We start from the raw sequence: 25,383 nt of genomic DNA on the forward strand, positions 1-25,383 counted from the left end.
ATGGGAGGGGGCCAAGTCATGATTCAGGAGAAAATTAAGCGTTGGATGCAGGAACACCGGCAGGAAGCGATTGATTTTTTGGCGCAGGTTGTGCAGGCGCCGAGTGTACAGGGCAGAGAAGCCGAGGCGCAGAAGCTTATCGCCGATAAGCTGGCATCGTTAGGACTTGAAGTGGACGTCTGGGAACCGGCCGGCGAGGAATTGGTGAAGCATCCATATTTTTGTTCGCCGCGGACTTCATTTGAAGGAAGCCCGAATGTAGTGGGGATCTGGCGGGGCGAAGGCGGTGGCAAATCCCTTATTCTGAACGGCCATATTGATGTTGTGCCGGCCGGTGACTTGGATCAGTGGGAGGATGATCCCTTCAGCGGTAAAGTTAAAGACGGTAAAATGTACGGGCGCGGCGTTACGGATATGAAAGGTGGCAATATTGCCATGCTGTTTGCCATTGAATGTTTAAAAGAGCTAGGTATTAAACTAAAAGGCGATATTATTTTCCAAAGTGTGATTGAAGAAGAAAGCGGGGGCTCCGGCACACTATCTACCGTATTGCGTGGCTATACGGCAGACGCCGCGCTCATTCCAGAGCCGACCCAAATGAAGATTTTCCCGAAACAGCAAGGCTCCATGTGGTTCAAAATTAAAGTGAAAGGCCGTTCTGCACATGGCGGTACACGTTACGAAGGAGTAAGTGCAATCGAAAAAGCGATGATTGTCGTAGATGCCGTCCGCAAGCTAGAGAAAGAACGCAACGAAAAAATTACTGACCCGTTGTATAAAAACATTCCCATTCCGATTCCAATTAATATCGGAACGATCCAAGGTGGCGAGTGGCCTTCCTCCGTTCCTGATCTGGTGGAGTTACAAGGGCGTATGGGTGTTGCCCCGGATGAGGAAATGGAAGATGCGAAGCGTGCAATGGTAGAAGCGTTGGCGGCGATTGACGACGAGTGGCTTAAGCAGCATCCGCCACAGCTGGAATGGTTTGGCGCACAGTGGGTACCGGGCAAGATTGACATAGACCATGAACTGATGAATCACTTAATCCATTCGTACCGTACTGTGCTAGGAGAAGAACCGATTATTGAAGCATCCCCGTGGGGAACGGACGGCGGGTTGCTGACGAAAGTAGGCGAGACGCCGGCTATCGTCTTCGGGCCTGGAGTAACCAGCATGGCCCACTACCCAAATGAGTACATCGAATTGGATCGGGTTATCGAATGTGCGGAAATTATGGCGCATACTATTATGCACTGGTGCGGGGTAGCGAGCACGTGAAAAAACAAACCCTTTACCCCTCCCTTCTACAAGTGGAGGGAGATTTTTATTTGGTAAAAAATGCAATGCTCTCTCCGCTTTAGTGGAGAGAGTTCCTAAATCAATGAAGCAAGTATACAGGTGCTGTATTAGAATGAATTTCGCTTATGTTGTTTTCCGATTTGTTTTTTCAATAAGGTCACTAATAAGACATCTAGCTCCTGGCTTATTTTTAGAACATCTGGATGCAATAAATTTAAGTTGTTATAAGCTGCTACCGAAATCATCTTATTCCTTTTTATCTCTATTTTATGAGAAATCTCTGCTTGTTTCTTGTCGTTGGTACCCATGATTAAAGTTCCTTTCTGGACAACTTCATTCTATTTTGGGGCTGTTTTAGACTTTGGATGTTGAAAGTCCGACGCCATCGTCCAGTACGCTTTCGTTTTTGCCGCCAAAGAGATGTATCAATTATATCCAGATAACTACTCAATTGGAAATTTTTCGTCTCTCTACAGTGTAAGCTACTACTTTCCTACTTGTCTATCCCCTTCTGGTTTACGCAAAATATCGTGAACAATGGTTCATTATGAATGAATTACTATTGATATTTTTTGGAAAATATGTTTATATTATCGCTTTTGAATTATAAATACGTATTCATAATGTGTGAATTCCTATTCATAATGAAAAGATAGAGACATTAGTCTTATTCTTCTGTTTTGTTATATTAATTGTCTTTGAGGTTTCGACTGTGGATGGTGGAAAGAGAATGGGAAAAGGAATAAAGCGTTTGCAAATTGTCACTTTCTATTTATTTCATACGTTTGCTATACTAGTATAGAAAGGGGGGGAGCCGGAGTTACTGCACCTAACTTCATGACAGCGTATGATCGTGCAATTAGTTATAGGTATCCTTTTTTCTATCATTGAAGAAGCTACAACTCTTATTTTCTTTTTGTGCCTTTTTCGTTATGAGGTTAAAGAAAAAATAAAAGAAGTTATATTGGTCAGTGTATTGGTAGCGATTTTTTCGCGCATCATTCGAATGTATCTTGACCTCTCGTATGCTGTTCTGCTCACTATGGTAGTTTTTTATGCTCTTTTTATTTTAATTTTTCGTTCCCGGTTATTAAACGGGATCATTATTATTTCTATGGCATATATCGCTAACATGGTCATAACGACTATTGATTATTTTATTGTAACTTTAATGACGGATCACCTGTTTAGTGAAGTTGTAAGCCAAATTCTTTATCAAATTTCCATTATATTGGCCAATGCATTATTGATGCTTGGGGCGGCTTGGCTCGTTCATAAAAAACAGTGGGGAGTTAGCCTGGTTCAGGATAGTTTTTCTAAAGTTGGCCGCCAGATTAACATATTAATTGCCTGCTATTCGTTAGTTGGTATGATTATTGTCGTACAGACGGTTACGACACTCGAGGTATCGTATGACAATTTATACTATAATATTTGGATAATTCTTAGCATGTTCAGTTTATTTTTATTGATGTTTTTGCTGGTGCGCAACATTCAAGTCATGCAAAAACAGATGAAAATGGAAGAAGAAAGGTTATATTTAGAAAATTTACATAGTTATACGGAGGAAATTAAGCAAATCAACCGGGATTTCTATTCACAAACTCAAACGTTACGCCATATGGCTAGCTGTCAGAATGTTCACATGCTGGTACAGTATCTCGATCACCTGCTGCAAGAACGAAATTTCATGCAGGCATCGATCGAGATTCATGAACCGATGCTGGCCGCTTTTTTAGGGAAGGAGCGGCACGTTTGTCAATCGTATGGCGTAAGTTTAACAGTAGAGTGCATCGGCCATTATTTCACTCCTGAATCGATTTCTGGCTATCAGTTGAACCGGATTTTGAACATGATTTTCGATGAGATCATTGCTGTGCTGAAAGACAAGCCCAGCGCTGATAAATTCATTCACTTTCAAATACATAGCGTCATCGGTGGAACGACAACATTTACGTTGAAAACGAAGCATGTACAGGCGATGCCAGTCGACATCGTCAAACAACTGAAGATGAATGCGGGTACATTGGCGCTTCAGTATGATCCGGATACCTCCAAGTCTACCATCATCGTTACGTTTCAGGGGGATGCATTATGAGAAAGCTTGCCCATAGACTCGCTGTATATCTTAAAGACAAGAGCGGCCATCCGGCTTCTGTGGCTGTGCTGCAATTTGGCATCGAAGGGTTCCTCCATACATTGGTGACTATGCTGGTGCTGGCTGGCGTCGCGATAGTGACAGGACAAAGCAGAGACGTTTTGTTTCTCGTTTTGGGGTTTAGCGGTCTTAGACTTTTGACCGGAGGCGCGCATGTAGAAAGCGGCCTCGGTTGTACGCTTGTCTCGGTTACGATTTTAGTTGGCAGCAGTTATATTCCGGTGTCATTATGGACAGGCTTGCTGCTTTGTGTGCTGTCTTTATGGCTCATTGAAGTGTATTCTTATTACCTTGAGCCATACCAGTCGACCCGTCCCCTGAAGCATAAAGACAAATTTAAGGTGCTGGCCAGAATCTGGCTTGGACTTGGGTTTATTTTTTCCTTTTTTGAAAGCAGCCGTCCGTTCGCCATCGGTTTAATGTTACAAGCATTATCCGTAACTCCGTACGGTGTGCGTTTGGTGCATAGTTTGAATCGGTTGTTTGGGAAAGGGGGTGAGTCGCGATGATGCGAAAAGCTCTGTATTCGGTAGCTGCCTTTTTTACGGGACTTGCAACCTTAATGGTAACCTCGATGTGTATGTTAATGGTTTATGCTCCGGAAGCACCGGAGGAACTGCGCTAAAGGAATGGACTCATACAAGGATAAGGTGGTGATATCATGAATATTTTAGTATGTGAAGACAACAAATTTCAGGCGCAAACGCTTGTCGATCATTTAAAAACACTGGAATATATTGACCACGTAGACGTAGTAAACACAGGGGAAGCGATGATTTCTGCTGTGCTGGAAAAAAATGATATCACCGCCATTTTTCTTGATATTGACTTACCGGATATGAACGGACTGGAAGCATATGGGATTTTGAAAATGCGTGGCAAACACATTCCCGCCGTGTTGATCACAGGCATGAAACCGCTGGCCAGCGATACATATCATTTGGATATTATCGACGTAATCGAGAAACCATATTTGCCGCCGCGTGTTGAGGAAGCGTTGCGCAAAATCCGATTGCATATCGAGTATCAACGCTTCATCAGAGTGGGGGGCATATATGTGCCGATTATCAATGATAAGATTATCCAGGTTGTTCCGGATGACATTTTGTTTTTCGAGTCTTGTTCCAGAGGTGTCAAGGTTCATATTGTCCATGATACGATTGAAGCAAAATATATTCCTTTGAAGGTGTATGAAGAATATTTGCGCAATCACGGTTTTGTTTTTAGTCACCGCGCCTTTTTGGTAAACACCAATAAAATTGCGGCGGTGAATGACGAAGGGATCTTTTTTAAAGGAGAAAAAGAAAGAAAAGCGTTGGTGGCGGAGGAGCGCTCGGGGCTTATTAGGAAACTTTTGCGAAGGCTTGATATTTTGCCTACATAGGGACGAGTTGCCTTTGCGATGACGAGTGTGCGACAATGCTTAGTGAGGTGATCGTATGGAGCAATCCATATCGGTATCATTTGCGTGGTTTGCGGGCTTGATTTCATTTTTTTCGCCATGCGTATTTCCATTGATTCCGGCTTATGTGACACACTTGACCGGAGGGATGGTGCAGGACGATCGGTTGGTGATTCGGCGCAGTACATTGTTTATTCGCTCTTTTGCATTTGTTATCGGATTTTCGATCATTTTTGTTTTATTTGGGGCAACAGCCAGCTACCTCGGTCAGTTTCTTCGTTCAAATCGTGAATTGCTTGAGCAGTTGAGTGGCATTTTGATTGTTATTTTTGGGTTTCAGACGATCGGATGGTTGAAATTACGGTTTTTGGCGCGTGAAAAGCGATTTGATATGTCGCGCATTCAGGCTGGCAAATGGTTTTCTTCCCTGCTTCTCGGCATGGCGTTTGCTGCTGGCTGGACACCGTGTGTTGGTCTGGCGCTTTCTTCAATTTTGCTTCTGGCTAGCAATACGGAAACTGTAAACACAGGCATTTTTTTGCTTAGCATCTACTCCTTGGGACTTGCCATTCCATTCTTTATTATTTCTTTTATTATGTTGTACTCTGTTAGAGCGATTCGTCGGCTTAATCGATGGATGCCGGTGATTAAGAACGTGAGCGGTTGGGCGCTCATTGCTATGGGCGTACTTATCTATACTGGGCAGATGCAGCGTTTAAGCGCGTGGCTGTCCTCGTTTCTTATATTTCCGGGAATATAATATACTCCCGTAATAAAAAAACAAAAGGTATAATATGTAAGAGAAGGTTGAAAGAGAAAGTTGAAATACCTTCTTTTTTTTATATGTTGCCTTCTCCGGCTTGGAACGGACAAGGCATTATTTTATGGGCATTTTATTGCTTGCTGGAATAGAAGGTGGTGCTGAATATTGAAAGGTTTTTGTCCAATTGCAGGAAAATTTCATCGACACCATATACAGGTTTTATGTTTTTGGGTATAATTATAATCTATGTGGGAGAGGCGAAATCTCCTGGATTGCCAAGAAAAAGGACGTGTTCGGAAATGGAACTATCGCTTGTCATTCCGGCATACAATGAAGAAAAAAGAATCAAACATACGCTTGAGGCGGTCATGCCTTTTATGGACAATCACTTTGCAAGCTATGAGGTGCTTGTTGTAGACGACGGCAGCACTGACGGAACAGTAGCCGTTGTAGAAGCATTGGGTCACCCTTGTCTTCAGGTTGTATCGCTGAAGAAAAATATGGGCAAGGGAATGGCTTTGAAGCACGGTATGCTGCTTGCAAAGGGGAAGTATATATTCTTTATGGACGCTGACTTGCCGTATCCGTTGGAAAGCATTACAAAAGCGCTTCATGTATTTTATGCTAAAAAAGCGGATCTTGTTATCGGTGGACGTGACTTGTACCAGGAACAGTCAGACGTTCCATATCCGTTGTCGCGAAAAATTGCTTCCGCCGTATTTTCACGGTTTATTAACGCGGTATTACATTTGGACATCCCGGATACCCAGTGCGGATTCAAAGGATTTACCAAGGCGGCGACACGCGTAATTTTTCCGCAGTTGACTATTCAGGGCTTCGGCTTTGATTTTGAGATGTTATTTTTAGCTCGCAAGTATGGGTATCATATCGAGAGGATTCCTGTAAATCTGCGTCATTCCGTTGATTCGAAAGTACACATTATCAGAGATTCATGGAAGATGTTTCGGGATGCCTTGCAGGTGCGAACAAATGATTGGAATGGCGTTTACAATAAGCTAAAGGAAGTGCGACATGAGGGGTAAGTACATACAGCTTGCTGTTGGTATTGCCATTACGTGTCTGTTTCTGTTTTTAGCCTATCGCAATCTTGGAAATGTAAATATTGCTCGCTTGCTGCGTTACCCGGTTGATTATTTCTATGTGTTGCTTGCGGTATTCGCTTTTGCAGCGAGCCAGTGGTTTCGCGCATTATCCTGGACAAGAGGGTTTGCGCCGGACATCCCTGTCAGGAAAATGTTTGCGTCAGTATGCATGGGCAACGGTTCGAACATGCTGCTCCCATTTCGGATGGGGGAAGCGATCCGCGTTATGACAATCGGACAGATGAGAAGGGATTACGCATCAGTGGGCGTAAACCTTGTGCTAGAACGTTTGTTGGACGTATTTATTTTGATTGTGCTTGCGGTCAGCGTCGCATTTTTTGTCCCGTTTGAGCCTGTGGTAGAAGCGAAACTACAGCTTATTCGCAACCTGATGCTTGCAGCGATGGTAGCAGGGGGGCTGCTGCTATTGCTTGCGTTGCGTTTGCGTCCGCGTGTGCTGGCATCAGAAAAAACGCCAGCGGTAGCACGCAGATTGTTTCATTTTCTCGATAGCCTTGCGGTTTTTAAATCACCGCTTGTGATTGTGCGTGCGTTGTGTTATCTTGTCTGTTCTTGGGGATGCGTATACTTATCGACCGTATTCGGATTAATGGCGGTTGGGATTTACGGCAGCAAAGCCTGGGTAGCGAGCCTGGTCGTCATTGTGCTGACGAACTTGATTATGCTGATCCCGTCCGCGCCGGGAGGTATCGGGGTATTTCAGTATGCTTGCATCTATTCGTTATCTTTGTTTGATGTGCACGCGTTCCAAAGGGCAATTTTGTCCGTGCTGCTTCACTTGGTTCAGTATGCGGCTTTGCTCCCGCTTAGCATTTATTACTTTATGCGGGGCGAGTTTACGGTTAGGGAGATTTACCGCAATGTGGCAAAACGGCAACGTGCCCGGCTATCAGAACGATAGAGAAAAGGAAGACAGGCGGAGACCTGTCTTCTTTTTTTCGAGATAGGAACAGGACTAACGAAGGAAGGAGTAAAATCATTGGGCGAGAAGAAAAAACTACAGCTTTTGCCATGGTTTTGGTTTTTGTTTGGTGCAGCTATGGCATTAAAATACGGATATGAAAAGTTTCGCTATTATCCCGTGCTAGATGACTGGATTCAATATGGGGCGTTTCAGCTTTATGACGACCCGTTTCGGCAAATTTTTCTAAATTACAGCTATCATACACGACCGCTCGCTTCATTGTTTGATTTGTTCGTATGGGGTAAGTTCTGGCCGAATCTTGCCGGGGCGCTTGTGATTATTACGGCTTTACATACGGCCAGTTGCTACTTACTTTATCGCATTTTCGACAGGCTAGGTTTGCCGTTGGGAACGGCGGTAGCCATTATCTTCGGCCTTCTTCCTTTGGGCAGCGAAGCGACATACTGGCTGTCCGCTTCATCACGGTTGGTCGTGGGGCTTTTCTTGATGCTTCTTTCGCTTTATTTGCTTGTGCTGAGCTTTGAACAGAAGAAAAAAATAGGATATGTTGCAGGTTTTGTAATTGTTCAGCTTTTGTCTTTTGGTTTTTATGAGCAAATTATTGCGCTTGGCGCGGCTTGTTCTTTTCTGATTATGCTCTGGAAACAAAGATGGCGTTTGCTTTGGCTACCTATTTTAAATGTCGGATTTATTGGAATTTATTATGTGGTATTTAAAGAAGGGGGCAATACCGCCGAACGGGGACAGCTTGTTCCATGGGAAAGGTTGCTTGTTCATACGGGTGGTGTGTTTCATGAATTTTATGATATTGTCGTATTGTTGCACACTAAATTTTACAGTATCGGTTTTGGACGTGGCCTGTCTCTTTTGTTGAAGAATCATTCCTATTTTTACTTATTCTTGATTACAATCGTGGCGCTGACTATCGGCTGGCTGGCCTTCCGGATGGCAGACAAGGAAAGCAGGTTGCGCCGACCGGGCGTGGAGATTCTGCTCGGAATTATCATAGCAGTTGTACCGCTTTCCCCGTTCTTTATTCTTGATAAAAGCGGACTGGCGTTGCGCAATGTATTTCCGTCTTTCATAGGGCTTGCGCTTCTTGTGGACGGTTTGCTGTTGCTGATAGTTAGAAAGAGAGTGGGACGGGCTGTATACGGTATGCTGATCGCCAGCCTGACATTTATTTTCACCGTTGTGAATGTAGCGGAGATTGTTGATTATAAAAATGTAAGTCAGGCGGATCGCTATATTGCGGAGCAAATTATCGCGCTGGGAAAGAAAGAACATAAAATAAATGGAAAGTATCCCGTTTATTTGTTTGGGGCTGAGCCGCAAATGGTTCAAGTAGGCGTTTCATTTTTAAACCATGTGCGCAATGCGACCAGCAGTGATTGGGCAATGGCAGGAGTTATGCGGGCGGTTGGTCAAAATCGTTATTATCCGTCAGTTACACCGGTTTCTGTCAAGAAGGATATTATTATCGCAAGCCGAGATATGGAGCGGGGACTGATTCTTGGGCTGGAGCCCGATTTGACGGTTGTGCCGCTGCGGCCGCAGAAAAAGCGCAACGGGGATTATCATCTGGTAAGGCCGGACGGTACAAGATTCGGCATCTATTTCACAAGCAAGCAGTATTTCCGTAAATGGTAGTTGTTATGATAAAAAGAATAAGCGAATACTATCTGGTGTAATGGCATGAAATTAAACATAGTGATAAAACATCCTGATGCGCTATAATAAAGAATGGTGTTTTGCTCACTGTAAAGAAAGGATGTTTTGTTAATTCCATGAGAACGTTAAAAACCATTCTAAGAATGACGTTTGTTTTTTTGTTATTATTCGGAATCGGGTTAGGTGCGTATTACGCCTATTCTTTTTATTCTTTCACGACGAAAATTCAGAAACCGGGCACCGCGACATCGCTTCCGGAATGGACGGGAAAAGAACGTGTCAATATTTTATTGTTGGGTGTGGACAAGCGTGATTATGAGGAGTCTACGCGTTCAGATTCAATTATGGTAGTAAGCATCGACCCGGTAACTCAAAAAGCGCATCTATTTTCTATTTTGCGCGATTCATGGGTAGAAATTCCGGGTCATAGAAAAAACCGGATTAATGCTGCATATGAACTTGGCGGCCCGGAATTGATGGCTGAGACGGTGGAGAATTTAACCGGGCTTCCGATTCAATATTATGTAGTGACCGATTTTAAAGGGTTTGAAAAAGTAGTGGATGCGCTTGGCGGCGTTGATTTGTATGTTGAAAAAGACATGGAATACTATTTGTATGAAAATAATGGGTACTATGATATTCTGCTGAAAAAAGGCTATCAGCACCTGGATGGTCGTAAAGCGCTGCAATATGTGCGTTTCCGCCACGACAAAATGGGCGACTTCAGCCGGACAGAGCGGCAGCGTAAATTCTTGAAAGCTTTGGCTGAAAAGGCGAAAAGTGGAACGAGTATCTGGAAAGTGCCGCGTGTGCTGGAGGCTATTTCTCCTTATGTAACGACTAATATGGGTTCCACCGATATGTTGCGTCTGGCAAACCTGGCCTATAAAATCGATCTGGAGAATCTACAGACGGAACAAATTCCGCCTTCTACGATTTTGCGGGAAAAAACGATTGGTGGGGCACAGGTAATCGATCCACGTGCAGAGCGGACAAAAGAATACATTCGTGAACTTCTGGAAAATCCGGTGGATGGCCAAGCTGAGGTAAACAAAGAGGTCAAGGGTTCTATAAACTGATTTTGTGTATAGGATAGTTGATAAAGGGGGACGGACTTATGGGAAAAATGCTTGAAACGATTGGATCCTGGATTACCGCCATTATCGACTATCTGGGGTATATGGGTGTGTTTCTCGGCATGCTTCTAGAAAGCGCCTGTATTCCGATTCCGAGCGAGCTAATTATGCCGTTCGCCGGTTTTTTGGCTTCTCAAGGCAAGATGGACCTGGTTTTTGCGATTGCGGCGGGAAGCTTTGGAGGCACGATCGGTTGCGTTGTCGCATATATCATCGGGCATCGTTATGGACATTTGTTGGAGGGGCCGCTTAGGTTCATCTTCCCGCTGCATGAAGTACGACGTGCGCAGCGCTGGTTGGCCCGGCATGGAGATAGTGTTGGGTTCTTTACTCGCTTGCTTCCGGCTATCCGTACGTTTATCTCCTTGCCTATGGGAATGGCACGTGCGCCATTTTTGCGTTTTATTGTCTATAGTTTTCTTGGCACGACGATGTGGTGTACGGCCCTTGCCTATGTAGGCTGGATTCTAGGTGAGAATTGGGCGGAGATTAAAACGTATTTACATTACGGGGACGCGTTTGTTTTGGCCGCGTGCGCGGTGCTTGTCATTTATTACTTGTGGAAAAGAAAAAAGCGAAGTCGTTTTGTATGAAGGAAGGCTCCTGGTTTTTGCCGGGAGCCGCTTTAAGTTAAGGAATGTTCTGCTTTCTTCTGAAATGCCCAAAAGGTTCCTTTATTAACCACAATATATTATGTTATAATCTCCTTATAAAACTAAATATAGGTAAGCTTTATGGTGTGTTTGCATGATTTTTTATCTTACTAAGAGATCAGGTAAACACTTAAAAGGGAAGACCGGTGAAAGTCCGGCGCGGTCCCGCCACTGTGAACGGGGAGCAACTCTTGGATTCACCACTGTTTCATAAGACTGAAATGGGAAGGTATAGAGAAGCGATGATCCGTAAGCCAGGAGACCTGCCATAAAGAAAGCACCGTTGGAACCACGAGGATGGGGAGGTGTAATCAGTCATGAGGGCGTTTGCCCTTTCTTAGGCGCGTTAAGCTTAGGCACAGGTATGCCTTTTTTCATTGCCTATTACAAGCATCCTTATACCCAACGGGAGAGGATGCTTTTTTTATTACCGCAAAGGAGATGGAAGAATTGCAAACATTTGTTTTTGATATGGATAAACAGGTTCCTTCACTCATCAGCGATATCTTGAGTGATTTTCCCCAATTAGATGCGGATGCGCTTATTCGGGGTACGTTCGCGAAAGGGAAACACAAAGAACTAACGGAACAAGAACTGGCGAAAATCGTTTCCATGTCAGCCGCGGAGCTGATCTCTAAAGAGGAGCCGGAATGGACCTATGTTGCAGCTAGAGCATATATCATTGCGCTGTATCACGAAGTGGCCCGAAGCCGTGCATACCCATTCAGACTTTCTCGTCCCTATGGTTCTTTTCTCGACCTGTTGGAGCAGTTAGTGGAAAAGGGCATTTATCAAAAGGAGATGCTAACGGCCTACCGCTTACAAGACATTATGGAACTGGAACAAGAGATCGATCCCGAAAAGGACAAGCTATTTACTTATTTGGGGATTGTTACTCTTGCCGAGCGGTATTTGGCCAGGGATTACACCGGCAACCTGTTTGAACTGCCCCAGGAGCGATTTATGATCATTGCTATGCACCTCATGATGCAAGAACCCAGAGAAAAAAGATTGGCGCTGGTGAAAGAAGCCTACTGGGCACTGAGTCATCAGTATATGACGGTGGCAACGCCGACTATGGCGAATGCGGGAAAAGCAAGGGGGGGCCAGCTTTCCAGCTGCTTTGTGGACACGGTTGATGACTCGTTGCAAGGCATCTACGATTCCAACACCGATATTGCCCGGCTGTCCAAAATGGGAGGCGGCATCGGCGTATATATGGGAAAAGTGCGGGCTCGTGGCTCTTCCATTCGCGGCTATGAAAACAAATCGAGCGGGGTTATTCCTTGGATTCGCCAACTGAACAACACGGCGGTAAGCGTCGACCAGCTTGGAACAAGAAACGGCAGCGTTGCTGTTTATCTCGATGTATGGCACAAAGATATCCTGGCTTTTTTAGATTTGAAAATGAACAACGGTGATGAGCGCTTGCGGGCGCATGACATCTTCACGGGTGTGTGTATCCCTGATCTTTTCATGGAAGCGGTAGAAAACAGAGAGGAATTTTATTTATTTGATCCGCATGAAGTTCGCAATGTAATGGGCTTTTCTCTGGAGGATTTCTATGATGAGGAGCCGGGGCAAGGCAGCTTTCGCGAACGTTACGAAGCGTGCGTCCGTAATGCCAGCTTGAGCCGTGTGACGGTACCGGCTATAGAAATCATGAAGCGGATCATGATCTCGCAGTTGGAAACGGGAACTCCGTTTATGTTCTACCGGGATACTGTTAACCGCGCGAACCCGAATAAACATGCGGGAATGATTTACTCCAGCAATTTGTGTACGGAAATTCTAGAGAACATGTCTCCTACAACGGTGTGCGAAGAAGTGTTACAGGACGGAGAGATTGTGATTCGGAAAATACCGGGCGATTTTGTTGTCTGCAATCTTTCCAGCATTAATCTGGGGCGTGCGGTACCCGCAAACGTATTGGAACGATTAATTCCCATTCAGGTGCGCATGCTGGACAACGTGATTGACGTAAATCAGATTGATGTTCTACAGGCCCACTATACTAACAAAAAGTATCGAGGCATTGGGCTTGGAGCTTTTGGATTACATCATCTGCTCGCCGTCAATAAAATCAGATGGGAAAGTGAAGAGGCGGTTAGATTCAACGATCGGTTGTTTGAACGAATCAATTATTTAGTCATTCGCGCTTCACTGGAATTAGCGAAAGAAAAAGGAGCCTATCCGCTCTTTTCAGGCAGCGAGTGGGAAAATGGAGAATATTTTGTCCGCAGACGTTATGATTCTCCCGAGTGGAAAGAACTCGCGAAAGAAGTAGCCGTATGCGGCATTCGAAACGGATATCTGATGGCCATTGCACCAACCGGCTCAACGTCGCTGATTGCTGGCTCCACCGCTTCTGTTGATCCAGTGTTCGAGCCGGTCGCTTATGAAGAGAAGACCACATACAAAATTGCCAATCCAGCTCCCGATTTGTCTTCTCGCACACTGTGGTACTACAAGGGAGCGTATCATCTGGATCAGCACTGGTCGATCAAACAGGCTGCCGCCCGCCAGCGTCATCTCGATCAGGGACAAAGTATCAATTTATATGTCCGTCCTGACATCCATGCCAGGGATTTACTACGGTTGCATATGGAGGCCTGGAAACAGGGATTGAAGACAACCTACTACATCCGCAGCCGTGCGATTGAGATTCATCAGTGCGAAGCCTGCACATAATAGCAGAAAGGGGAACGGAAATGCTGCAGCAACAGAAAGTTTTTGAGACAAACGCTCCAAACAAGTCAAACAAAATCATTAATGGCAAGTGTTCTGGGGTATTAAACTGGGACGATATCCGACACCCGGCCATGTATAAGCTGTACAAGGTGTTAATTTCCAACCACTGGATTCCGTCCGAGATTCCGATGAACAAGGACAAGCAGCAGTTTTCGGAATTGACACCGATCGAGCAGGACGCTTTTAAGAAAATTATCGGGCTTCTTGCTGTTTTGGATAGCATGCAGACCAATTTTGTGACCGATGTTGGGCAATACTTTACAGATTCCTCTCTGGTGGCAATTGCCGCTATTATTAACCAGCAGGAAGTGATTCACAATCAATCGTATTCTTATGTGCTCTCCAGCCTGGTTGATTACCAGACTCAAAAAGACGTATTTGAATACTGGAAACATGACGAGGTGTTGCTGGAGCGAAATCTTTTCATTGCAGACATGTACCAGCGTTTTCGGGATCAAAAAAGTCCTCAGACTTTCTTCGAGGGGCTTGTCGCTGACATGATTCTGGAAGGAGTTTTCTTCTACAGCGGGTTTGCTTTTTTCTACAATCTGGCTCGTCACCAGAAGATGCTGGGAACCAGTCAGATGATTAGCTACATTCAGCGGGACGAGGCTCAGCATACGTTCTTTTTCGGAGAAGTGTTTCAGCTTCTATTGAACGATTATCCTGAGTTAAATACAGAGAAAAACCGCGCCTTTGTGTATCACAAAATGCACCAAGCGGTTGAATTGGAAATGAAATGGGCTCGTCATGTTCTGACAGGAGTCGAAGGCATTGATTTTGAAGAATTTGACCGTTATATCCGGTTTATTGTAAATAAGCGATTGTCCATGATGGGGCTTGAGAAAGCGTATGAGGGAGTGGATAATTGCATGCCGTGGATCCGGCCGTTCTCAGATGAAGCCCTGAACCAAACAAAAACGGATTTTTTCGAGGGAAAATCCCGCACTTATGCCAAGGTAACGAAAGAGAACGGTTTTGATGAGTTGTAAAGATGGTTAAATCCCTGAGTTTTAGAACCAATCTCCTTTATTTTTGAAGTTTTATTGCTCCTTTGCTTTTCTTTGATTAGTAGGAAGGGAAAGTCTGGTGTCACGGAAAGTACTTGACCCTAGACTTTTCCCTATCAAGTCGCAGAAAAACTTGTTCTGCAAACAATTTTGACCAAATAATAGAGCAGCATTAGTAAACAGAAAATTGAAAATGTTAAGGATGAAAAGGGGACAGGGAGGGAAAGATTATGCATTTACAATTTAGTGAAGGAATGCGAGTAGAACGGTTTGACGGGATGCAAGGACAGGTGCTTGCGGTTTACGAACTTTTTCTCATTGTGTTGTGGGAGGATCAGCAAATCGGTGAATATCATCTTGTGGATGATTTGCCGCCGTATTACTTGTATCCCATTGATAATTATAAAGATGAAAGTTGGGAATAAGTATGCGTAACGATTATGAGGGGATTACATTTATTTCAGTATTTTCAGCACAGCAACTGATTTATCCGTTTCATTCAGGTTTGGCTTGTTTCCGTGAGCCGGGTGAGCAATGTTCATATTTGCGGAGAGTGCTGGAAGAGACAGCTATGCAAATTTCCGCAGCTGTCCATCATAACCAGATTGTTGGATATGCCACACTTTTGCCCCCTGATTCGGAGGAGCGCTGGAAAGCGCTCCCTTATATTAGAATGATGGGGGCTTTAGAGGTGGCTCCCTCGTACCGCCGTCAAAAAATTGCTCGTCGTATTTTACAGCGTTTATTTGCTGATGCCAGAGATATTGAAAATCAGATTGTACTTGCTCTTGAATATTATTGGCATTGGGATTTAAAAAATAGCGGTGTTGATGTGTATGAATATAAAAGAATGCTAAAACGCTTGCTTGCGTCAGCGGGCATGGAAGAAGTCTATACGGACGATCCTGATATTCAAGCGCATGCTGCTAATTTTGCTATGGCGCGTATTGGACGTAATATTTTAGCTGAACAAATGCAGGAATTTTTTTATCTCGCGAATCCTCGCGTATGGTAGAAGTATCGCTGTCAAAACCCCGGATATCGATAGGTAAAAAATCTCTTTTTTACTTTAGTCCTATCTTGCTCAAATAGTCTTGATTTTGTCTCATTTGTGCCGATACATATATAAGAACATTGTAATGAAAAGAGAACTATCGAGAGAAATAGGGGATGTCAAATGGATTTAGCCTCAATTATCGGAATTCTTGTAGCTTTAGCCGCTGCGGCGTTCGGTTTTTTCTATGATGGAGGAAATCTGAATCTCCTCTGGAGCGCGTCTTCATTTGTACTGGTTCTTGGTGGAACCATGGGAGCGGTCATTCTTTCGCTGCCTACGAGCGAATTGAAAAAAGTGCCCAAGCTCTTTAAGAAACTGTTTACTGAACAGAAATTGGATTATATGGGCCTGATTAACCAAATGGAGCAATTGGCAGGGAAGGCACGTCGTGAAGGATTGCTTTCGCTTGAGCAGGAGATAGAAAAGATCGATAATCCTTTTATTGTAAGAGGATTACGTAGTGCGGTTGACGGGGTCGATCAATCGATCATAGGAGAAATGCTGGAGTATGATATTTCTGCTATGGAAACTCGCCATCAGCACGGCGCCAAAATTTTTGAGAACGCGGGCGGTTATTGCCCCACCATCGGGATTTTGGGAACCGTTATGCATATGGTAGTGATTATGACACATTTGAATGAACCAGAGTCATTGGGGCCATCCATTAGCGCTGCTTTTCTTGCCACGCTTTATGGGGTGGCGTTTGCAAACTTATTCTTCTTTCCCTTTGCCGAGAAGTTGAAGGCAAAGTCAAAAGATGAAGTGCTTTATTTGACAATCGCCCTTGAAGGTATCATTGGTGTGCAGCAAGGAATGAACCCGGTTGCGTTACGTGAGAAGCTGCTTGTCTTCCTTTCTGAAGCGCATCGGAATACAAAGGCGGGCGGTGAAGAAGCACATGTTCAGAAAGAGGCAGAAGCATGATAGTCATGTTAATTTAGAGCGTTGGCTGATATCCTATGCTGACTTTATCACTTTATTGTTTATTGTTTTTCTTATTCTTTTTTCTATGAGCGCGGTTGACGCGAAGAAATTCCAGGCTTTGCGGGAATCATTTAGCCAGATAACAGGATCGGGTGCTTCACTTGTAATGCCGGCGCCCGGCTCAGCTGCGCTTTCTTCGGCAAACATAAATACAGGGAAGGAAAAGAAAAAGAACGAAGTTCCATCCGAACAAGAACGGTTTGAACAAATTAAAGAAAAAATGGAGCAATATACGCAGGCCAAAGGCTTGGATAAAAACGTGAAAATTAACATAGACCAGAACGGGATTAACGTAACGATTACTGGAACCGTTTTGTTCGCGATTGGCGATGCTACGCTGCAACCGGAAGCGAAGAAGGTTATTAAGGATATGTTTAATTTTATTAATTCTATCGACAATCCGTTGCGGATTGAGGGGCATACGGATAATGTTCCGATTCATAACGCACGATATCCTTCTAACTGGGAGCTTTCTGCCGCTCGCGCTATGAATCTAGTTCGTTATCTTGCGGAGGAATATAAGATTAAACCAGAGCGTCTTTCAGGCGCAGGTTACGGTGAATATCACCCGGTAGCTCCGAATGATACGCCGGAAAACCGAGCTAAAAACCGCCGAGTGGAAATTATGATTTTAAGTTCAAAAGCGGCGGCCGCGGACGCGCAAAAACCACAAAGCAAGCCATAAAGCAGGTGTTTTCTTGGGACGCCTGCTTTTTTTCTGCCCTGACTGATGCCATTTGGTGGCATAATATATCAAGAACTGCCGTTTTTACCACGCTTAAAGTGATGTTCCTGCTATAATTGTGATTGGAGAATAGATGGTATAAAAAAAGGTGGTAAGGTTTTCCATTGCTCGAGAAAAGTATGATACGGCTAAAGTTCAAAAAGCGAGGCACTAGAATAGGGGGGGAGAAACGGTATGTCGTATGAAGCCATTGGGATTTCAGTACTGTGGACGTTTTTATACGGATATTTAATTGTTGCCTCCATTGATTTTGGTGCCGGCTTCTTCTTTTTTTACGGAAAGTGGAAAAAGAAAGATCATATTATAAATGGTATTATTGCCCGTTATCTTTCCCCTGTCTGGGGGATAGCGAATGTTTTTCTTGTTTTCTTTTTTGCCGGACTCATCGGTTTCTTCCCAGATGCTGCAACCTATTATGGCGCAGTATTTTTGGTACCAGGGAGCGTTGCGCTTATGTTATTGGTTGTACGCGGATTTTTCTATGCGCTTGCCCATTTTGGTGCGCGGGAAAATCTAAGTTATTTATTCATTTACGGAATTACAGGCCTGTTAATTCCCGCATCTTTATCTACCGTTTTTACGATTTCAGAAGGGGGATTCATTACGGAGCAACCAGAAGGATATATGGCATTTACGCCGGGCTTGCTGTTTACCAGTCCTTATTCATGGGCGGTAGTTCTTCTGGCAATTGTTAGTGTGTTGTTTATTAGCACTAGTTTTCTTACGTATTACGCTAATAAGGTCGGGAACACTGAAGCAATGGAATTGTTGCGTCGTTTCGCACTCTTTTGGAGCGGTCCGACCCTTCTGGCAAGCGTAATTGTATTTATAACACTACGTGCTCACAATGCTTGGCATTTTGGTCAAATGATTGACGTCAGCTGGATGTTTATTGCTTCTTTGCTTTTTTTTGTAATTGCTGTCTATTTTATCGCCCAGCGTCAGGCGCTGGGGACAGCGTTTATTATGGTTATGTTGCAGTTTGGATTCGCATTTTTTGGTTATGGAGTATCCCATATGCCTTATCTGCTGTACCCATATTTGATGATTCGTGCCAGCGTTACCAGCTCACAGTTGGGACTTTTGCTTGTGGTTGCGTTCATCATAAGTCTTTGTCTTTTAATTCCAGTCTTATACTTTTTAATGCGCTTTTTTCTCTTTAATGGAAATCATCCAAAAAGGAAATTGAAGTAAGTTTTATCTTAGAAACATGCGGCCTTTTTGTATGGGAAAATTGTTCAATCTTAGAGAAAGAAGTAGTACAATGAGAGAAAATGCTTCCAATAAATATGTTTATTTGTCGAAACGAGAGTAGAAGTGTAAAACTATGGAGAAAGAGAGGATATGGATGAAAAAAGCGTGGCGGAGGATAGGGATATTTCTTTTTCTTTTGCTAGGCGTATGGTCTGCTACCGTTCAGGCTGCTTCTAATGCCTCGATTCAATTGTGGATGAATGGCAAACGGATAAAACCGGATGTTCCTCCCCAATTGATAAACGGCCGTATGCTTGTACCGATTTATATTGTGCAGGAAGGCATGGGAATGAAAGTTGAATGGGACGCGAAAACACGCCGGGTGACCGTATCAAATGGCAACAAAAAAGTGGAGTTAACGATTCATTCCAAAACGGCACGTGTGAATAGTTCAAATAAAAAACTTGATGTAGCTCCGGTTATTATTAGCAATCGGACGTTTCTTCCTTTCCGGGCTGTAGGAGAATTGTTGGGGATGGAAGTCGGCTGGGAAGAAAAGACGAAAAGCGTTATTTTGAACAATCCTGTACAGCTTCGCATAAATGGACAAGCTGTCGCTGCCGATATATACAATCATAACGGTACATATTTTGTCGATGCGCAAAAAATTGCTGCATCTACCGGATATACTATAAAGTCGCAAAAAGATAAGGTTGTGTTTATAAAAGACGGGGAAGCAAAAACAGTGTCTGCGGGTTTATACAAAAAAATTGATAACAAAATTACAGTGCCGTTATCCTTTCTTGCAGAACTTGTTCATGGCACGGGCAGCTGGAACGCGAGTAAGACTATCTATACTCTAACGTCTCAGGCGGAGCGCCCGGCATCGGAGGAGCAGCCCAAGAAGCCGGAAGCAAAGCCGGAAGCACCAGCTAAAATAAAGGTAACGGGGATTAGCCAATCTGGAAATGTATTAGAAATTAAAACAATTGGAAAGCCCCGAGCAAAAGATCAAGTCATGAAAGCACCGTTTCGTATTGTAATCGATGTGCAGAACGCGCAGTTAGCGATTGCGTCACCGCTTCCGCTTAACGGAGAGGCGAATTCCGCAATAAAAGAAGTACGGTATAGTCAGTTTTCTCCAGATACAGTTCGCGTAGTGATGGAATTGGTCGGTTCGGCGAAGTATGACTTGGTTTCGAATCAGGATGGCATTCAAGTAAGGTTGAAAGATGTACAGTATCCGCAGCCTCCGGTACCTGTCCCCCCAGCAACGCAATCACCGGATGTTCCGGCTGTTATTGAACCATCTAATGGTGGCGAAGGTTCTGTGACAAGTCCGTCCGAAGACAATGTTAATACACCGACTTCTGTACCACCAGTGGCTCGGTTGTCCTCTAAAGAAAAGGTGAAGATTGTTGTTGATGCGGGCCATGGCGGTACCGACTCGGGAGCGGGAGGTAACGGCCTAAAGGAGAAAGATTTGACGCTAGGAATAGCGCAACGTTTGGCTAACAAATTGCGGGCAGATTCCAAGTTTCAGGTTATTATGACGCGCGAGGGAGATACGTATCCCACCTTGGCAGAACGTGTAGAATTGGCAAACAAGGAAAATGCTGATCTGTTCATTTCTGTTCATATCAATTCGGCCACTTCGGCGAGCGCCAAAGGAACCGAAACGTATTATTACACCGAGAAGAGCAAAGAATACGCCCAAACAATACACAAGTACTTTGTAGAAGCTACCGGGTTTTATGATCGAAAAGTAAAAACAGCAAAGTTCTATGTTATCAAAAATACAAAAATGCCAGCTGTTTTAGTTGAAGTCGGATTTATTACCAACCCGACGGAAGCGAAGGAAATGGCAAAAGACGAATTTCAACAACGCGTGGCGGATGCATTGTACACCGCTCTCCGCGAATATGTAGAACAACATTAGTTTTTACAAGCAGCCAGTCCAGTGAAGGACTGGCTGCAATTTTTTTAATGTGCAAGAAACAGAGATATTGATGATCAATAATACGCCTTTGCTTCCTTTACGTCTTTTGCCTTTCTGCCCGTCACCGAAGCGTAAAAAAGCGAAGCAGTGGTTGTGGCTTCAGTTATGAGCATGGCGTAGATGATGTGTTCTTGCTGGCAATCACTTATAATGATAAAAAACGAGGGGAAGGAAGAACGCATGATTATCGGTATGGGCATTGATATTGTAGAACTTGACCGCATTAGAAAAATTCTTGCAAGGCAAGAAAAAAGCTTTCTGAATCGGATTTTCACGGAACGGGAGATTGGGTATATACCGGAAGCGAAAGCAAGAAGAGCTGAATTTGTGGCAGGGCGCTATGCGGCAAAAGAAGCGATTGCCAAAGCACTGGGCACGGGCATTGGTAAACGTTTTTCGTTTCGAGATGCAGAAATTATCCCCGAAAATGGGGGAAGACCGATTGTTGTAATAAGAAGTAGTTTCCTTCATGACATTACTGGATACAGCGAATGCTGTTGCCATTTATCGATTTCGCATAGTGAGCAATACGCGGTTGCCCAGTGCATTTTAGAGAAGCGGTAGACTTGTCTGCATATCGGCGGATGGCCGGACATACATATATAACGCGGGTTAGGAGGGAATGATATGTACGTGGTGAGCGCACAGCAGATGCGTGAGATTGACCGGTTCACCATTGAGCAAATCGGTATTCCAAGCCTCGTTCTCATGGAAAACGCAGGGGTTGCAGTCGTCAGGGAAGTGGAAAAACGGTGGCCTTACGGCAACATCGTTATTCTTGCAGGGCCCGGAAATAACGGTGGGGATGGATTGGTTGTTGCACGTCATTTGATGAACCGAGGGCGCGATGTTTCGGTTTGGTTATTCGGAGAAGAGAACAAGCGAAGCGAAGATTGCAGACGTCAAGTGGACATGTTGCTGAACTGTGGTTATACCATACGCGAATGGCGGGAAGGACAAAATGAAGCACTAAAGGCAGATATGCGTGAAGCGCGCGTCATTATTGATGCCTTGTTAGGAACAGGCACACGAGGAGAGTTACGTCCTCCTTATCCTCTTGTAATTGAACAACTTCAGCAATGTGAGAGTAAAGTAGTGGCGGTTGATATTCCAACAGGGGTAGACAGCGATACAGGGAAAACGTTGCAACATGCGGTTCAAGCCGATCTCACGGTAACATTCGCTTTTCCGAAGTGGGGACATTTTTTGTATCCGGGCGCAGCTTATGTTGGTGAATTGGTAGTAGCTGATATCTCTATACCTTCACGGGCGACGAGTGAATTTGTGTTGAAAGATCAACTGCTTACGGCTGAAGGAATGCAGAAGAAATTGCCCCAGCGTCCGCGCTTTTCACACAAAGGAACGTATGGTCATGCGTTGATAATTGCAGGTTCAAAAGAGATGACAGGAGCACCTGTACTTTCTGCGGCTGCCGGGCTTAGGACGGGCTGCGGTTTATTAACGTTGGCGATCCCGGAACCGGCGTTGCCAATCGTGGCCGGTAAAATTAACGAGCCTGTCTTCTGGGAATGGCCGGCTGAATCAGGACACTTTGCGTGCGGGAGTTATGCTTTTTTAAAGCAGCGTGTTTCTTCATTTGACGTTGTGGCTATCGGTCCAGGTCTAGGTAAATGGACAGGAGGGAATCAGTGGCTTAGCGAAATTATTCGCATGGTTGATGTGCCGCTTATTTTGGATGCTGACGCTTTGAATTTACTTTCCGAAGACCTTTCCATCCTTCGCGCTAAGAAAAGTCCGGTTATTTTGACGCCTCATCCGGGAGAAATGGGCAGATTATGCGGATGCAAAACGGCAGATGTTGAAAAAGACAGGGTCGGTTATGCGCGTGAATTTGCCCAAAAGTACCAGGTTTACGTGGTACTAAAAGGAACATACACTTTAATCGCCACTCCTGATGGTAGGATTTTTGTAAACCCGACGGGAAGCGCTGCACTTGCCAAAGGCGGTAGCGGAGATGTTTTGACAGGAATGCTGGCGGGAATGCTGGCACAAACCGAAGATATAGAATCGGGCATTCAGTTGGCTGTGTTTATCCATGGACTGGCTGGCGAAATTTGTGGTGCAAAGTCGATGTACGCCACATTGGCGGGCGATATTATCGACGCGATCGGGCCGGCGCTTCAAAAACTGTCGTTTGCAGGCGACTCATTTCGTACAGATTTCCCAGGAAATTGACATGGGATCCCTCCTTTGTCGAAAAAAAGGCGAAGGAGTTGAAAACTTGAAACGCGTTTTTTCATTGTTTGTTTTATTATCGCTGTTATGTCTGGCTCTGGTCGGTTGCGGTTCGAAGTCATCCGAAGATGTAGCAGGGGATTTAGCGAAACAAGTGGAAAAGATGTCAGGGTATAAATCTAGAGCATCTCTTTTACTGCAAACCGGCAAGACTCCTCAGGAATATGAAGTGGAAGTATGGTATAAAAAGCCAAACTTTTATCGGATTGCTTTAACGTCGAAGCAGCGGAACATTACGCAGATTATTTTGCGGAATGAGGAAGGAGTCTTTGTTTTAACTCCACATTTGAACAAAAGTTTTCGTTTTCAAAGCGAGTGGCCTGAAAAGCATGGACAGGTTTATTTGTATGAGTCGTTGGCAAAAAGCATTGTAAATGACACAGCAAGAAAGTTTCAAGGTGAAGGAGAAAACTACACTTTTGAAGTAAAAGCCGATTACCAAAATCGTTCGCTTACAACCCAAAAAATTGTTTTAAATAAATCTTTGGAGCCTGTACGCGTTGACGTAATGGACAGCAATATGAACTCAATGATAACAGTACAATATAGTTCTTTTGAGTTAAATCCGAAATTTGATAAAGATGCTTTTGACAAAGAACGTAACATGCAGGCGGCAATTTTGGATTCAGTGCCGGTTGTAGCAGATGCTACTGCCAGAAAGCATGAGAGTAGCTTTGGGCTTATTGAGCCGATGTATCTTCCTAAGGGCGTATCGTTAAAAGGAATAACAAGAGTAAAAGATGAAGATGGCTACCAAATTGTTTTAAGGTATCAAGGAACGTATTCTTTCAATATTATGGAAAATAAATCTCAGGCAACGACTGCAAGCTTTGTGACAGGAGATCCTATAGACCTGGGCTACACCATCGGGATAATGACTGGTGATGCTAAGAAAACGTTACGCTGGGATCATGATGGAGTAGAATATACATTGTCTGGAGAAATGCCGCAAGAAGAAATGATTGAGGTTGCAAAATCCATGTTTAATCAGGTTGGGAAATAAGGGTGGTAAGCCGCCCTTTTTCTTTTAAAAAAGTAAAAAATAATAAAAGGTGTTGACATACAGAAAGACCCTGTGATAGATTATTTCTTGTCGCTGTAACGAGGCAAAAAACTTGCTTTCAAAGTTTGCTTTGTTATAATGAACCTTTTCATAACAACACAACAAGAAATCAACATAAAAGCAGCAAAAAAAGTTGTTGACAAAAATCTTAGGTTATAATAAGATAAAAAAGTCGCCGCTAAAAAGAGGCGAAATAAAAGAAGTTCCTTGAAAACTGAACAGTGACACTCGTTTGTGTGCGAGGTAAATATCCCGTGAAAGTGAAGGTCAGCTTCAAAGTTGATTTCAGGCACTTTTATGGGGCCCGAAAAACATTCTTTCTTTATGAGCTAGCTTACGAGCTTGCGTATCAACCTTCAACTTTTTTGGAGAGTTTGATCCTGGCTCAGGACGAACGCTGGCGGCGTGCCTAATACATGCAAGTCGAGCGAACCGATGGAGTGCTTGCATTCCTGAGGTTAGCGGCGGACGGGTGAGTAACACGTAGGCAACCTGCCTGTACGACCGGGATAACTCCGGGAAACCGGAGCTAATACCGGATAGGATGCCGAACCGCATGGTTCGGCATGGAAAGGCTTTTGAGCCGCGTACAGATGGGCCTGCGGCGCATTAGCTAGTTGGTGGGGTAACGGCCTACCAAGGCGACGATGCGTAGCCGACCTGAGAGGGTGAACGGCCACACTGGGACTGAGACACGGCCCAGACTCCTACGGGAGGCAGCAGTAGGGAATCTTCCGCAATGGACGAAAGTCTGACGGAGCAACGCCGCGTGAGTGAGGAAGGTCTTCGGATCGTAAAACTCTGTTGTCAGGGAAGAACCGCCGGGATGACCTCCCGGTCTGACGGTACCTGACGAGAAAGCCCCGGCTAACTACGTGCCAGCAGCCGCGGTAATACGTAGGGGGCAAGCGTTGTCCGGAATTATTGGGCGTAAAGCGCGCGCAGGCGGCTTCTTAAGTCAGGTGTGAAAGCCCACGGCTCAACCGTGGAGGGCCATCTGAAACTGGGGAGCTTGAGTGCAGGAGAGGAGAGCGGAATTCCACGTGTAGCGGTGAAATGCGTAGAGATGTGGAGGAACACCAGTGGCGAAGGCGGCTCTCTGGCCTGTAACTGACGCTGAGGCGCGAAAGCGTGGGGAGCAAACAGGATTAGATACCCTGGTAGTCCACGCCGTAAACGATGAGTGCTAGGTG

23 protein-coding genes, 1 rRNA gene and 1 riboswitch (1 of these 25 cut by a window edge) are annotated in these 25,383 nt (G+C 44.5%); of the genes, 23 read left to right on the forward strand and 1 reads right to left on the reverse strand.

Going from position 1 to position 25,383, the window contains the following annotated elements; translation table 11 throughout:
- Entirely contained in the window at positions 1-1,278 is a 1,278-nt protein-coding gene (locus K3F53_RS02195; protein ID WP_057899998.1) for a peptidase, read from the forward strand.
- 128 nt (positions 1,279-1,406) lie between these two features.
- Here K3F53_RS02195 and K3F53_RS02200 read toward each other — a convergent pair whose 3' ends face one another.
- A complete protein-coding gene (locus K3F53_RS02200; RefSeq protein ID WP_057899997.1) occupies positions 1,407-1,607 on the reverse strand; it encodes an aspartyl-phosphate phosphatase Spo0E family protein in 201 nt (66 codons plus the stop codon).
- Between the two features lie 656 nt (positions 1,608-2,263).
- Here K3F53_RS02200 and K3F53_RS02205 point away from each other — a divergent pair.
- The 22 genes from K3F53_RS02205 to K3F53_RS02310 form a co-directional block, all read left to right on the forward strand.
- Positions 2,264-3,397: a hypothetical protein gene (locus K3F53_RS02205; protein WP_220559289.1), complete on the forward strand. Its 1,134-nt coding sequence runs from the start codon at positions 2,264-2,266 to the stop codon at positions 3,395-3,397.
- The gene (locus tag K3F53_RS02210) at positions 3,394-3,966 is read left to right on the forward strand and encodes an accessory gene regulator ArgB-like protein (RefSeq protein WP_091260916.1); all 573 of its coding nucleotides are present in this window, start codon (positions 3,394-3,396) and stop codon (positions 3,964-3,966) included. The genes K3F53_RS02205 and K3F53_RS02210 overlap by 4 nt, the downstream gene beginning before the upstream one ends.
- Positions 3,963-4,082: a cyclic lactone autoinducer peptide gene (locus K3F53_RS02215; protein ID WP_156424105.1), complete on the forward strand. Its 120-nt coding sequence runs from the start codon at positions 3,963-3,965 to the stop codon at positions 4,080-4,082. Before K3F53_RS02210 ends, K3F53_RS02215 begins: the two co-directional genes overlap by 4 nt.
- 36 nt (positions 4,083-4,118) lie before the next feature.
- The gene (locus tag K3F53_RS02220; RefSeq protein ID WP_220559290.1) at positions 4,119-4,841 is read left to right on the forward strand and encodes a LytR/AlgR family response regulator transcription factor; all 723 of its coding nucleotides are present in this window, start codon (positions 4,119-4,121) and stop codon (positions 4,839-4,841) included.
- A 55-nt stretch (positions 4,842-4,896) separates the two neighbouring features.
- The gene (locus tag K3F53_RS02225; RefSeq protein ID WP_204244845.1) at positions 4,897-5,619 is read left to right on the forward strand and encodes a cytochrome c biogenesis CcdA family protein; all 723 of its coding nucleotides are present in this window, start codon (positions 4,897-4,899) and stop codon (positions 5,617-5,619) included.
- Positions 5,620-5,894: 275 nt separating this feature from the next.
- Positions 5,895-6,665: a dolichyl-phosphate beta-glucosyltransferase gene (locus K3F53_RS02230; protein WP_220559291.1), complete on the forward strand. Its 771-nt coding sequence runs from the start codon at positions 5,895-5,897 to the stop codon at positions 6,663-6,665.
- Complete coding sequence (locus K3F53_RS02235) at positions 6,655-7,647, forward strand: lysylphosphatidylglycerol synthase transmembrane domain-containing protein (protein WP_057899992.1); 993 nt, start codon at positions 6,655-6,657, stop codon at positions 7,645-7,647. Before K3F53_RS02230 ends, K3F53_RS02235 begins: the two co-directional genes overlap by 11 nt.
- A 78-nt stretch (positions 7,648-7,725) precedes the next feature.
- Positions 7,726-9,321 carry a hypothetical protein gene (locus K3F53_RS02240; protein WP_220559292.1) on the forward strand — a complete coding sequence of 532 codons (1,596 nt, stop codon included), beginning with the start codon at positions 7,726-7,728 and terminating at the stop codon, positions 9,319-9,321.
- A 137-nt stretch (positions 9,322-9,458) separates the two neighbouring features.
- Positions 9,459-10,421, forward strand: coding sequence for an LCP family protein (locus K3F53_RS02245; RefSeq protein ID WP_057899990.1), 963 nt, complete (start codon positions 9,459-9,461; stop codon positions 10,419-10,421).
- Between the two features lie 38 nt (positions 10,422-10,459).
- Positions 10,460-11,071, forward strand: coding sequence for a DedA family protein (locus K3F53_RS02250; protein ID WP_057899989.1), 612 nt, complete (start codon positions 10,460-10,462; stop codon positions 11,069-11,071).
- Between the two features lie 125 nt (positions 11,072-11,196).
- Positions 11,197-11,416: riboswitch (cobalamin riboswitch) on the forward strand.
- A 186-nt stretch (positions 11,417-11,602) separates the two neighbouring features.
- Positions 11,603-13,822 (forward strand): ribonucleoside-diphosphate reductase subunit alpha, encoded by a 2,220-nt coding sequence (locus K3F53_RS02255; RefSeq protein WP_236782038.1) that lies wholly within the window; start codon positions 11,603-11,605, stop codon positions 13,820-13,822.
- A gap of 23 nt (positions 13,823-13,845) precedes the next feature.
- The gene (locus tag K3F53_RS02260; RefSeq protein ID WP_091260924.1) at positions 13,846-14,874 is read left to right on the forward strand and encodes a ribonucleotide-diphosphate reductase subunit beta; all 1,029 of its coding nucleotides are present in this window, start codon (positions 13,846-13,848) and stop codon (positions 14,872-14,874) included.
- A gap of 248 nt (positions 14,875-15,122) precedes the next feature.
- A complete protein-coding gene (locus K3F53_RS02265) occupies positions 15,123-15,317 on the forward strand; it encodes a hypothetical protein (protein WP_057899987.1) in 195 nt (64 codons plus the stop codon).
- A gap of 2 nt (positions 15,318-15,319) precedes the next feature.
- On the forward strand, positions 15,320-15,907 hold the full coding sequence (locus K3F53_RS02270; protein WP_220559293.1) for a GNAT family N-acetyltransferase: 588 nt from the start codon (positions 15,320-15,322) through the stop codon (positions 15,905-15,907).
- 162 nt (positions 15,908-16,069) lie between these two features.
- A complete protein-coding gene (locus K3F53_RS02275) occupies positions 16,070-16,873 on the forward strand; it encodes a flagellar motor protein (protein WP_057899985.1) in 804 nt (267 codons plus the stop codon).
- Positions 16,848-17,618, forward strand: coding sequence for an OmpA family protein (locus K3F53_RS02280; RefSeq protein ID WP_057899984.1), 771 nt, complete (start codon positions 16,848-16,850; stop codon positions 17,616-17,618). The genes K3F53_RS02275 and K3F53_RS02280 overlap by 26 nt, the downstream gene beginning before the upstream one ends.
- Before the next feature lie 234 nt (positions 17,619-17,852).
- Positions 17,853-18,872, forward strand: coding sequence for a cytochrome d ubiquinol oxidase subunit II (locus K3F53_RS02285; RefSeq protein WP_057899983.1), 1,020 nt, complete (start codon positions 17,853-17,855; stop codon positions 18,870-18,872).
- A gap of 154 nt (positions 18,873-19,026) precedes the next feature.
- A complete protein-coding gene (locus tag K3F53_RS02290) occupies positions 19,027-20,811 on the forward strand; it encodes an N-acetylmuramoyl-L-alanine amidase family protein (RefSeq protein WP_057899982.1) in 1,785 nt (594 codons plus the stop codon).
- A 240-nt stretch (positions 20,812-21,051) separates the two neighbouring features.
- Positions 21,052-21,435, forward strand: a complete 384-nt coding sequence (acpS, locus tag K3F53_RS02295) for a holo-ACP synthase (RefSeq protein WP_057899981.1) — start codon at positions 21,052-21,054, stop codon at positions 21,433-21,435.
- Positions 21,436-21,498: 63 nt separating this feature from the next.
- On the forward strand, positions 21,499-23,067 hold the full coding sequence (locus tag K3F53_RS02300) for an NAD(P)H-hydrate dehydratase (protein WP_091260911.1): 1,569 nt from the start codon (positions 21,499-21,501) through the stop codon (positions 23,065-23,067).
- Between the two features lie 46 nt (positions 23,068-23,113).
- Entirely contained in the window at positions 23,114-24,130 is a 1,017-nt protein-coding gene (locus K3F53_RS02305) for a DUF4367 domain-containing protein (protein WP_057900439.1), read from the forward strand.
- A 422-nt stretch (positions 24,131-24,552) separates the two neighbouring features.
- Positions 24,553-25,383 (forward strand): 16S ribosomal RNA (locus K3F53_RS02310); it runs 710 nt beyond the window's last position.

The sequence above is a fragment of the Aneurinibacillus thermoaerophilus genome (assembly GCF_019603355.1).
Taxonomy (GTDB): domain Bacteria; phylum Bacillota; class Bacilli; order Aneurinibacillales; family Aneurinibacillaceae; genus Aneurinibacillus; species Aneurinibacillus thermoaerophilus.